General features: G+C 63.2%; 10 protein-coding genes. 5 read left to right on the top strand and 5 right to left on the bottom strand.

The annotated features are described in order from the left end of the window. Window positions 1-1,821 precede the first annotated feature (1,821 nt). Complete coding sequence (locus tag PQB87_RS34070; RefSeq protein WP_489243406.1) at window positions 1,822-3,003, top strand: DNA-binding protein; 1,182 nt, start codon at window positions 1,822-1,824, stop codon at window positions 3,001-3,003. Between the two features lie 136 nt (window positions 3,004-3,139). Here PQB87_RS34070 and PQB87_RS34065 read toward each other — a convergent pair whose 3' ends face one another. From PQB87_RS34065 to PQB87_RS34055, 3 genes are all read right to left on the bottom strand, one after another. Beyond that, window positions 3,140-4,165 (bottom strand): tyrosine-type recombinase/integrase, encoded by a 1,026-nt coding sequence (locus PQB87_RS34065; protein ID WP_489244331.1) that lies wholly within the window; start codon window positions 4,163-4,165, stop codon window positions 3,140-3,142. Between the two features lie 110 nt (window positions 4,166-4,275). Further along, on the bottom strand, window positions 4,276-4,653 hold the full coding sequence (locus tag PQB87_RS34060; RefSeq protein ID WP_021163720.1) for a DUF2471 family protein: 378 nt from the start codon (window positions 4,651-4,653) through the stop codon (window positions 4,276-4,278). 140 nt (window positions 4,654-4,793) lie between these two features. Beyond that, window positions 4,794-5,405 (bottom strand): helix-turn-helix domain-containing protein, encoded by a 612-nt coding sequence (locus PQB87_RS34055; RefSeq protein WP_153490347.1) that lies wholly within the window; start codon window positions 5,403-5,405, stop codon window positions 4,794-4,796. Window positions 5,406-5,566: 161 nt separating this feature from the next. Here PQB87_RS34055 and PQB87_RS34050 point away from each other — a divergent pair, with 161 nt between their 5' ends. Together PQB87_RS34050 and tdh are read left to right on the top strand one after the other, a co-directional pair. After that, window positions 5,567-6,766 carry a glycine C-acetyltransferase gene (locus PQB87_RS34050; RefSeq protein ID WP_021163718.1) on the top strand — a complete coding sequence of 400 codons (1,200 nt, stop codon included), beginning with the start codon at window positions 5,567-5,569 and terminating at the stop codon, window positions 6,764-6,766. A 13-nt stretch (window positions 6,767-6,779) separates the two neighbouring features. After that, window positions 6,780-7,808: an L-threonine 3-dehydrogenase gene (tdh, locus tag PQB87_RS34045; protein ID WP_021163717.1), complete on the top strand. Its 1,029-nt coding sequence runs from the start codon at window positions 6,780-6,782 to the stop codon at window positions 7,806-7,808. 395 nt (window positions 7,809-8,203) lie between these two features. On the opposite strand, the gene PQB87_RS34040 is transcribed toward tdh, so the two are convergent. Together PQB87_RS34040 and PQB87_RS34035 are read right to left on the bottom strand one after the other, a co-directional pair. Further along, a complete protein-coding gene (locus tag PQB87_RS34040) occupies window positions 8,204-8,620 on the bottom strand; it encodes a hypothetical protein (RefSeq protein ID WP_489243405.1) in 417 nt (138 codons plus the stop codon). Continuing rightward, window positions 8,617-9,255: a GNAT family N-acetyltransferase gene (locus tag PQB87_RS34035; protein ID WP_233344400.1), complete on the bottom strand. Its 639-nt coding sequence runs from the start codon at window positions 9,253-9,255 to the stop codon at window positions 8,617-8,619. The genes PQB87_RS34040 and PQB87_RS34035 overlap by 4 nt, the downstream gene beginning before the upstream one ends. Before the next feature lie 183 nt (window positions 9,256-9,438). On the opposite strand from PQB87_RS34035, the gene PQB87_RS34030 reads away from it, so the two are divergent. Together PQB87_RS34030 and PQB87_RS34025 are read left to right on the top strand one after the other, a co-directional pair. Beyond that, window positions 9,439-10,044, top strand: a complete 606-nt coding sequence (locus PQB87_RS34030) for a TetR/AcrR family transcriptional regulator (RefSeq protein WP_059708685.1) — start codon at window positions 9,439-9,441, stop codon at window positions 10,042-10,044. Window positions 10,045-10,107: 63 nt separating this feature from the next. Beyond that, window positions 10,108-10,587: a nuclear transport factor 2 family protein gene (locus PQB87_RS34025; protein ID WP_048021168.1), complete on the top strand. Its 480-nt coding sequence runs from the start codon at window positions 10,108-10,110 to the stop codon at window positions 10,585-10,587. The last annotated feature ends 302 nt before the right edge of the window (window positions 10,588-10,889 follow it).

Here is a 10,889-nt window from a genome sequence, read left to right as displayed (position 1 = left end):
ACGTCGGGTCGGAGGAGAAGTTTTCCGGAAGGATAGCGTCTGCGGTGAAGTGCGTCCAGAACGACATGCTCACCATAGCGGGTGAAGTGCGCGTGTAAAACGGCACTCACCCCAGGCGCTCCCGAAAACCCTCACCAGTCCGGATTTGCAGCGTTCCGGACTCGTCCAGACGTGCTGCGGGATGCGCCGATTCACAGAATTTCACCTGTGCACGGAACGTGCGAAATGTGCTCCCGTATCGGCTCACCTTTCGATTTGTCGCAATTTTACGACTGCGCAGCCGTGAGTTCGGCACAGGGTTGCGATCCCACCTCATCGCACTTCCCGATCGACCCGCTCAGCCCTGTATGCATGTACAGGCGCGACTCACCGGGCGATCGTGATCGGGTCGGCCACCCCGGAAGACGTCCGCCCAACCGGCCCGCGCGACCCGAACGAGCCTGCTGTGCCGGCCCGGGCGCGCATTGTACAGCGCATAAACCGTATCGGGTCCCGAAAAAACTCACCTTGAGCACAGCATGTTCATTCGTCTGAATACCGGCGAATGCCCGGCGCGCGCGGGATTCGCCACCAGAGCCTCCCGAAAACGCTCACCTTAGCGAAAAATCGCTGTGCCACTTCTGGCACGGAAATAGCTCCCGAAAAACCTCACCGTAACTGATGCGGTATCAAAAACCTCAATGCCTTCCGATACTTATGCACAGAAGGCATTTGGCTGTGCGCCGCCGACATCCCCCGAAAAACCTCACCTTTCGATGGAAATCCCTCATACGACAACGGTATGTCGCCCCCCGAAAAATCTCACCTGTGCCAAAAATAGGCACAGCGAAAACGAGATTTCTTCCAGTCCTGGCGGGCTTTTCGGCCAATTCGGCCGTCCACAGATCCCGAAAAGCCTCACCTTTGACCATTTTTCGGGCAAATTCCATTCCCGAAAAGGCTCACCTGTGGCCCGAATCACAGCCTGTGATCCATGCCCCGAAAAAGCTCACCTCAGCGGGATCCGGGCAGGAAAACCCGGATTTCCCTCCCGAAAAACCTCACCTTTAGTGCATCACAGGCCCACGAGAGCACTTTTGCTGTGCAAAATGGCGTCCGTTTCCCGGAAATCCTCACATCAAACGCCCGCGGAGTCCCGTGAAACCTCACCTTTCACAGAAACTGCCTAAAAGATGGGCAGAATCGGGGCGCAAAGCAGGTCCCGCAAATTCTCACCCATGTCTGCACAGGCAGAAAACTGTGCAGTCAGGCACAGCGCGGGTTCTGTGGCTGTGAGGCCCCGAAAAGCCTCACCTTTGGGAAATCTCGTGTTTCACTGTGATCCCGAATCCGCTCACGACCTTTCCCGCAACGGCTCACGCAGCTCCCTGAACCCCATCACTTCAGCTCCCGCAGAAGATCACCTTGGCTCCCGTAAAACTTCACCTTGTCTGCCGGAAAGCCTTGCAGCATAAGGCTGTGCCGTGGCGTTAACGTTTTTAACTAAGGGTTCAAGGGTGTTTACTTCTAATACTCTCAAGACATCGGCTGCAGAGTTTTCCACAGACACCCCAACCCCTGAACACCGGCAGGCAACCGGATCCGCTGTCATGTGAAACAAATGCCGAAATTCGGGATCGACAGGAAAACGCTTGTGCGACAAGGACTTGGCTAACTTTCTTCGCTTTGTTTCACGGAATCCTGGACCACAGTCGCCCAGATCGGTTCACAGACCCGATTTCTGTGCAAAGCGACGTAAATTCACAACGTTGACCCGAAACAAGTATCGAAAAGTACGTATTTCGTTATGATTGCCACACTTCAATGCCTGTGAGCACAGCGATGACCCTGGACGAAATACGCCAAACCATTCGGGACGAACTGGAATCGCTGCGTGCAAAAGGTGCGCGACGGCAGGAATTGTCACTGCACGCATGCAAGCGGTTGTTCTTCGATCTTGGCATCCGGCCGTCGGCTGCCAACGTCCGCGATCTCACCCAGACCGGCAGCGCCAGCGATATCCCGAAAGACATCGACCATTTCTGGGAGCGCATCCGTTCCGCCTCCAAGGTCAGGCTCGACGGTGCCGCAATTCCGAAAGCCGTCGAGGAAAAAGCCGGCGCGTTGCTCGGGGCACTCTATGAAGAAGCGTTGAAAGCCGCGCGAGACAGCCTTGATGTCGATCGCCAACAGGTCCGCGCCGGCGTGGCCGATGCCGAACAGCGGTTGCGCGACGCAATCGTCCGCCAGGAGACGCTCGAAGGCGCGCTCGCACGTGGCGAAACGAAAAACGAGCAATTGCAGGCGCGCGTGACCGAACTCGAAGTCCAGCTCGCATCGCAAACGACGCACGGTTCGGCAAGCGAAGCGACGTTACTCACCACAGTCGCTCGACTGGAGAAGGAACTGGCTGCGGCGGCCGGCCGTATCGAAGCCGAGCAGGCGCAGAACGCCACGCTGCGCGACCGCATCGATGTGCTTCAAGCCGAACTGCAGCAGCGCACCGAGCACTACGCGCAGCAAATCAAGGACGCGGTGGCCGAAGCCGAACGTCGCGTGAAGCCGATGCTGGTCGAGTTGGACTCGTTGCGCAGCACGGCGTCGACCTACCAGAACGGCTTACGCGACGTTCAGCGCAAGGAATTCGATTTCCTGCAGCAATTGAGTGCGGCCAAGGCGCGTGCCGACCGGCTCGAAGAACAGTTGCGCAGCCAGGGAGATGAACTGGAACGCGCGACGCGCGATGTCAGTTTGCTGCGCGCGAGCCGCGGAATGAATCCGGAAATCGCCGCGCTGATCCGACGCCTGGCTGATGCCGGGCAACTGGATGCGGAGGCGTTTGCCGCGATTGGCACCTCACTGGATCAAGAGACCCCGGTACCGGCCCATTGTCCGCATTGCGACGGTGAGCCCGAGCTGTCACACGGAAAAGAGGGTTTTGAAGTGGCCTGCCCCGAGTGCGAACACGCTTCGGGCGTATGGCCATCCCGATTGCAAGCTGTCGCCCGCTTTGTGCGCACGTGACGCAAGGGGCGGCTGCACCGCACAGGTGAGACGATCCGGGGAGCTTGAGGTGAGGTTTTTCGGGAGCGATTGAACGGTGAGGCTGTGCCACACAAGGCTGCTCACGGATCGCTTGGCGTGAGCAGCCGTTTGGGGATCAGTGAGTTTCGTCGATGCCCGACGCGTCACCGTCGGCATTGTTGTCGGCGAGACCGTCGCGCCAGTTCTTCCATGCGCGATGCAGGCGGTTCGACGAGATCGGTCGCATGAAGCCCAGCCATTTGCCGACTCGTTCGGGCGGCACGTCGTGTTCGAACAGTTCGGCCGCGTAGGTATTACGCAGGGTTTGCGGGCTGGCGCGTGCGGTGCGTGACGACGTGAGCCCGGCGGATTCGACGATCGCGTCGATGGCGCGCAGCATCGTCGCCTTGTGCATCGGCCGCCCGGCATGGGATGCGGGGAACACGAGTTCACCGGGAATCTCCTGGCGCTTGCGCTCGGTGAGCCACGCTTCGAGCAGGGCGATCGCGAATGACGCCAGATGGGTTTCGCGCGCGAAATCAGGGTGCGTCGACTCGATCTGCAGCGACGTTCCAGCTGTATTGATGCAACTAATCGTAAGTGCACGAGCTTCACCGGTTTTAATGCCGGCGCCGAGAAACGCGGCAACGAGCGCGCGGTCGCGCCGCTCTTTCCAGTACGCGGAACCGGATACGCCGATCGGCGAAAACAGGTACGTGAGCAACGTCGCGCGCTCGGCCGGCGTGAGGAAACCGGTAGGTTCGTTGTCGCGAGCCTTGCGCCAGTTCGCTTCGCCATCCTGAGCAATGAACCGGGCCGGGTTGGTCGACGCGTATTCGGTGCGCCGGATATGGTCGAGCACGCGCTCGATCAGCCGCAGATAGCGCATCCGCTGGGTTTTCCGGATCGGGAGCTCGCCGACGAAATTTGCGATGGTTGCCGTATCGACCGTCGCCAGATTTTTCTGGTGCGTACGTAGCCACGTGAGAAACGCGCCCCATTGCGCGCGATAGACGTCGACCGACGAGCGACGATAGTCCTGCATGGCGAGCCATGCATCGAATGCGGCTTCGGGAGAGACGATCCAGTCGGACGCGCCGCGGTCGAACAGGTCTGTTTCTTCCGGGCGTGCCGGGGTGTCGGGAGAGGTAGGAAGGGACATGTGATTTATTCCGTTAGTTGCGTATATGCTAGCCCTTTCCGCAACGTCTCGGGCATCAAGAGGCAAGGGGCAGGACAAGGCGCGCCACGCGTGGCGGCCTGGGCGGGCAGTCAGTCGCCCCACGCCTTGGACGGGCGGTGAGCCCGCTCGCGAGGCGCGGTGTCGTTCGAGGTTGACGCGGCTTCGTACGCGAGAACCGCGAACGAAAATACGGCGGGTAGCGCGTTCGAGCGCCCGAAGTCGATCGGATCGTCCGTTTCGGGAAACGTCATGTCCGACGGCCGTTCGAACAATTGACGCATGCCGGCCTCATGCCGGCTGGCAAAGCCGAGATCGGCAAGTGCCTCGGCTTCGATCGCGTGCAGCAGGCGCCACGTCAGCGGGACGCGCTGGCGGATATAACGCCCGGCGATATGGCGAACGATCAGCTCGAGGTCGTGCGCGGCAGCCTTGAAGCTGAGCGCGGCCAAATCTTGTTCTTCTGTCATTGCAGGCTCCTGTCGACCAGGCAGGCGCCTCGGTGCGCCGGCTCCAGCCCATGCATGGCGGAATGTCCGTATACTGTACAAACATACAGTGTTTTCCGCAACTGGCCTGCAATCGGCCTTTCGGCCGGCTATCCGCGCCGTCAGCGGTGTATCACGATCAGCAGTGCCCGCGCCTCGGCCTTGCCGGGATTGCGGATCGCGTGCGGCTCGTCGGCCGGGTAGCGCGCGGTGTCGCCTGCCTTCAGGCGCCGGCTTGCCGCCGCGGCTTCGATTTCCATCGCGCCCTGCAGCACGGTCAGGTGCTCGCGCGTGCCGGGCTCGTGGGCGTTCGATATCAGTGCGCCGCCGCCCGGCAGCGTCAGCTCGTACCACTCGAACTTGCCGGCGAGGTCGATCGGGCCCCACACGCGCAACTGGTATCGGCCGTCATGGCCGGCAAGCGTCGGAATGTCGTGCGGGCCGTCGACGCGGATAGTCTCGGGCGCCTTCGGTTGCGAGAACAGCTCGTCGAGCGTGATGCCGAGTGCGTTCGTCAGCCGCCACGCCACGGCGATCGTCGGGTTGGCCTTGTCGCGTTCGATCTCGGAGAGCATCGATTTCGATACGCCGGCTGCGCGCGACAGGTCGTCGAGTGTCAGCTTGCGTTCGTTGCGCAGCCGCTGGATCTGCTCGCCGACACGCGGCGGCGTGGCGGCCGGCGCTTGCGGTGCGGCGCTGGCAGGCGTGCGCCGCGAACCGGAGGAACTTGCCATTTGGATTCCGTTCGCTTAGAGTTGTTCGATATTTCGAATTCTAGTTCGGAATATCGGATAAATGCGGTCAACCGAACGACCGACTATAACAGTAGCAGGCCGTTGCGCCGCCGCCACGAGTGGCGCGTCGCGGAATGCGAAACCCTGTCAGGAGCTTTGCGATGCGTGATGCCTTTCTCGCCCAGGTGCGCGGGACGCTGGACCAGATCCGCGCGGACGGTTTTTACAAGACCGAGCGCGAGATCGCGAGTCCCCAGGCGGCAGCCGTGCGGCTCGCCGGCGGTGCCGGCGTGCTCAATTTCTGCGCGAACAACTACCTGGGCCTGGCGAACGATCCTCGCCTGATCGACGCGGCGAAGGCCGGCCTCGACCAGGACGGCTTCGGCATGGCATCGGTGCGCTTCATCTGCGGCACGCAAACCGTGCACAAGCAACTGGAAAGCGCGCTGGCCGCCTTTCTCGGCACCGAGGACAGCATCCTCTATTCGAGCTGCTTCGATGCGAACGGCGGGCTGTTCGAGACGCTGCTCGACGAGAACGACGCGGTGATCAGCGACGAGCTGAACCACGCGAGCATCATCGACGGCATCCGTCTCTGCAAGGCGAAGCGTTTCCGCTACAAGAACAACGACCTGTCCGACCTCGAGGCCAAGCTGAAGGAAGCCGATGCAGCGGGCGCGCGCCACAAGCTGATCGCGACCGACGGCGTGTTCTCGATGGACGGCATCATCGCCGACCTGAAAGGCATCTGCGATCTCGCCGATCGCTACGGCGCGCTCGTGATGGTCGACGATTCGCATGCGGTCGGCTTCATCGGCACGCACGGCCGCGGCACGCCCGAGCACTGCGGCGTCGAAGGCCGCGTCGACATCATCACGGGTACGCTCGGCAAGGCGCTCGGCGGCGCATCGGGCGGCTATGTCGCCGCGCGTCGCGAAGTCGTCGAGCTGCTGCGCCAGCGCTCGCGCCCGTATCTCTTCTCGAACACGCTTACGCCGAGCATCGCCGCGGCATCGCTGAAGGTGCTGGAGCTGCTCGGCAGCGACGAAGGCGCGAAGCTGCGCGAGCGCGTGCGCGAGAACGGTGCGCGGTTTCGCAAGCAGATGACCGAAGCCGGTTTCACGCTCGTGCCGGGCGCGCATCCGATCATCCCGGTGATGCTCGGCGATGCGCAGCTCGCGACGAACATGGCCGACAAGCTGCTCGGCGAAGGCGTCTACGTGATCGGCTTCTCGTTCCCCGTCGTGCCGCGCGGCCGCGCCCGCATCCGCACGCAGATGAGCGCCGCGCATACGCCTGAACAGATCGACCAGACGGTCGCCGCGTTCGTGCGCGTCGGCAAGTCGCTCGGCGTGATCTGACGGAGGCGCGACCATGAAAGCACTGGCAAAGCTCGAACGCGGCCCCGGCCTCACGCTCACGCGCGTGAAGCGCCCCGAAGTCGGCCACAACGACGTGCTGATCAAGATCCGCCGCACGGCGATCTGCGGCACCGACATCCATATCTGGAAGTGGGACGACTGGGCGCAGAAGACGATTCCCGTACCGATGCACGTCGGTCACGAATATGTCGGCGAGATCGTCGAGATGGGGCAGGAAGTGCGCGGCTTCGCGATCGGCGATCGCGTGTCCGGCGAAGGCCACATCACGTGCGGCTTCTGCCGCAACTGTCGCGCGGGGCGCCGGCATCTGTGCCGCAACACGGTCGGCGTCGGCGTGAACCGCGAAGGCGCGTTCGCCGAGTATCTGGCGATTCCCGCATTCAACGCGTTCAAGATCCCGCCCGAGATCTCCGACGATCTCGCGTCGATCTTCGATCCGTTCGGCAACGCGACGCATACGGCGCTGTCGTTCAACCTCGTCGGCGAAGACGTGCTGATCACCGGCGCGGGCCCGATCGGCATCATGGCTGTTGCGATCGCGAAGCACGTCGGCGCGCGCAACGTCGTCATCACCGACATCAACGACTACCGGCTGGAACTCGCGCGCAAGATGGGCGCGACGCGCGCGGTCAACGTCGCGCGCGAGTCGTTGCGCGACGTGATGACCGACCTGCACATGACCGAAGGCTTCGACGTCGGCCTCGAAATGTCGGGTGTGCCGAGCGCGTTCACGAGCATGCTCGAGGCGATGAACCACGGCGGCAAGGTCGCGCTGCTCGGCATTCCGCCTGCGCAGACGGCGATCGACTGGAACCAGGTGATCTTCAAGGGGCTCGAGATCAAGGGCATCTACGGCCGCGAGATGTTCGAGACCTGGTACAAGATGGTCGCGATGCTGCAGAGCGGCCTCGACCTGTCGCCGATCATCACGCATCGCTTCGCGGCCGACGATTACGAGAAAGGCTTTGCCGCGATGCTGTCCGGCGAGAGCGGCAAGGTGATTCTCGACTGGACGGCCTGAGTGCCGCGGGGCAGTGCTGCGTGTTCGCCGCCTGCCCCGCTTTCGTTTACGTCTGCGTTTTCGAGGCCGAAACGCACGAATCCGGGCTCAAGGTGAGATTATTCGGGAGCTGTGTTGGCGCGCCGAATCGCGACACGATTGCGCGTCGGTGAACTGCAATCGCACGTTCACTTCACCTGACGGAAGCTGCCTCGCTTTCCGCCCTCGTGCCTTCCGGCACCTGCTCTCCCCTTCCAGACACTTCCCCGCTTGCCTTGCCGCGCGACCGCTCGTCATGCACCGCACGCGATGTCGTGCCGAACCGCGGCGTCAACCGTGAGCCTGCGCGCGTCGTCGCGACTCACTCATGCGTGAAACCATTCGATATCGATCGACGTCGATCGGTGCGCCGACGGCTACTTGATCCGTTCACCGTTCAACCCGCGTGGGTCGAGCTGAAGACTCAACACGACGAGCCAGCGTCTCGGACACTGCGGCGCAACGTCGACCGGGCCGCCGTGCACTCCGTGCGCGGTGACGAACCCGTGTTGCACCGCGTATTGATACGCGCGCAACGCATCCGCTTGCAGCCAGAAGCTGACCAGCGCGCACGTCACGAAACGGAACAGCAGTACCGCTGCGGCATCCGGCGCGAAGCCGGCCACGACCAGCAGGCTGTCGAACACGAATGCCAGCACGTGCGCGACCGCGATCGTGACGATCGTCAGCTTCAACACGCCACGCAGCCGCAGTGCAGCGCGCACGCGTGCCTGCCGGACGGCGAGCCGGGTGCGATCGTCGCCGCCTTCGCGCTTCGGCATGTCGTGTTTCACGACGCGGCACCGACCGGTCGTGCAATGTCGATCTGCGTCGTATCACCGGTAACGATGCGACCGTTCGTGACGCAGACCGATTTGCACAGGATCGTGCTGTCGTAGTTGTGCCCCGGAAAGCGCATCACGTCGACCGGTTGAAATCCTTCGCGACGATAGAAATCGATGAGCCGAACCGCCGCGTAAGGTGCGTCGAGCGCCAGGTGCGTCGCGCCGCGCGCGGCGGCCCGCCGTTGCGCGAATGCGAGCAGCGATCGGCCGATGCCGCGGTCCTGCCAGACGGGATCGACGGCCAGTTGGCCGAGCGTCGCGACGTGCCGGCTGCGGTACGGATCGCAGCGGGAATCGGGATCGTGCGAACGCATCGTCATCGTCGCGACCAGATGCGCGTTGCCGAGCGCAACGAAGCACTCGCCGGTGAGCACGCGTTCGCGTGTCGCCGAGGCCGGCTGATCGACGCACGGGCAGTTGAAGCCCAGTGCGCCGAGCGGTGCGAAGGCGCGATGCAGCAGCGCGGTCAACGTGTCGTACGAATCGTTGCGCGGGTCGAAGCGCCGCACGACGATGCGGCCATCGAGCCGCTTGGCATAAGCCGCATAGGCGCGCGCGGGGCGCGCGGATTCCGGTCGCTGCATGATGTCCTTTCGCCCAGACAGGGTGACCGAAGTGTAGTGAGCGTCGCGCGCCCGCTTCAAGAAAAAATGTCGTAAACGCGGCGGGCGCGCATCGCGCGGCCAGGCCGCGCTTCAGCCCTCCCGCCAGCAGGGCTTTTTCATCCGGGTGTTGACGATGGAGAACGATCGTTCTACCGTAAACCCATGAACACACATCACGACCCTTCCGGCGAACCGGGCGTTCGCGACCGGCTGCTCGATGCAGCCGAAGCGCTGATCTACTCGGGCGGCATCCATGCAACCGGTGTCGATGCGATCGTCAAGCGATCCGGCGCGGCGCGAAAGAGCTTTTATTCGCATTTCGAATCGAAAGAGGCGCTGGTGCTGGCCGCGCTCGAACGTCGCGACGAGCGCTGGATGCGCTGGTTCGTCGACGCGACGCTGGCGCGCGGCAAGGCACCGCGCGTGCAGCTGCTCGGCATGTTCGACGTGCTGCGCGACTGGTTCGGGCAACCCGACTTTCACGGCTGCGCGTTCCTCAACGCATCGGGCGAGATTCCCGATGCCGACGATCCGGTGCGCGTCGTCGCACGCGCGCACAAGGCACGCTTGCTGGCGTTCGTGCGCGAGCGGTTCGATGCGTATGCCGATGAAACCGGCATCGAGCGTCGTGGGCTCGCGCGTATCGCGCGTCAGTGGCTCGTGCTGATCGACGGCGCAATCGGCGTGGCGCTCGTCAGTGGTGATGCAAACGCCGCGCGCGATGCGCGCGCGACAGCCGAACTGCTGCTCGACGCGGTATCACGGTAGTCGAAGCAGCGAATCCGAACCGGCCGCGGTTGTCCGTGGCCAGAACCTGAACAGGAGCAACCCATGTCCGCTTCCCTCGAAGTCCGTCCGCCCGTTCCGCCCTTCACGCTCGAAACGGCGCGCCAGAAAGTGCGCGCCGCCGAGGATGCGTGGAACACGCGCGACCCGCAGCGCGTGTCGCTCGCCTATACGCCGCAAAGCCGATGGCGCAATCGCGCGGAATTCGTGACCGGTCGCGACGAGATCGTCGGGCTGCTGCAGCGCAAGTGGGCGCGCGAGCTCGACTACCGGCTGATCAAGGAGCTGTGGGCATTCGACGGCAATCGCATCGCGGTGCGCTTTGCGTACGAATGGCATGACGATGCCGGCAACTGGTTCCGTTCGTACGGCAACGAAAACTGGGAGTTCGACGAAAACGGGCTGATGGCGCATCGTCACGCGAGTATCAACGACCTGCCGATTCGCGAGCAGGATCGTCTCTATCACTGGCCGCTCGGCCGTCGGCCGGACGATCATCCCGGGCTGTCCGATCTCGGCCTGTGAGGCGCGTGCCGACTCGACGGACCGGCGAACGCATCGCCGGGCTTCAACGGTGAGGAAATTCGGGAGTCGATGCGCTGAAGGTGAGGTTTTTCGGGACGAGGGAAAATGTCGCGTCGGACTGTGTGCTTCGAGCCGTTCGACGCGGCATTGTCCCGGGCAAAGCGGACGTGCCATGCACGTCGGGATCTCGTGATGCGCGTATCGGTATGCAACGGTGTGCTTCACCACGCGATGGATCTCACCGATCGATCGGGGCCGGTAGCGGTTTGACGATCGGTGTGCACGCATGTGGCGTGCAACTC

The sequence above is a fragment of the Burkholderia sp. KL41 genome, from assembly GCF_057005415.2.
The sequence above is the reverse complement of the archived record's forward strand: the minus strand, read 5'-3'. Positions and strand labels throughout refer to the sequence as shown.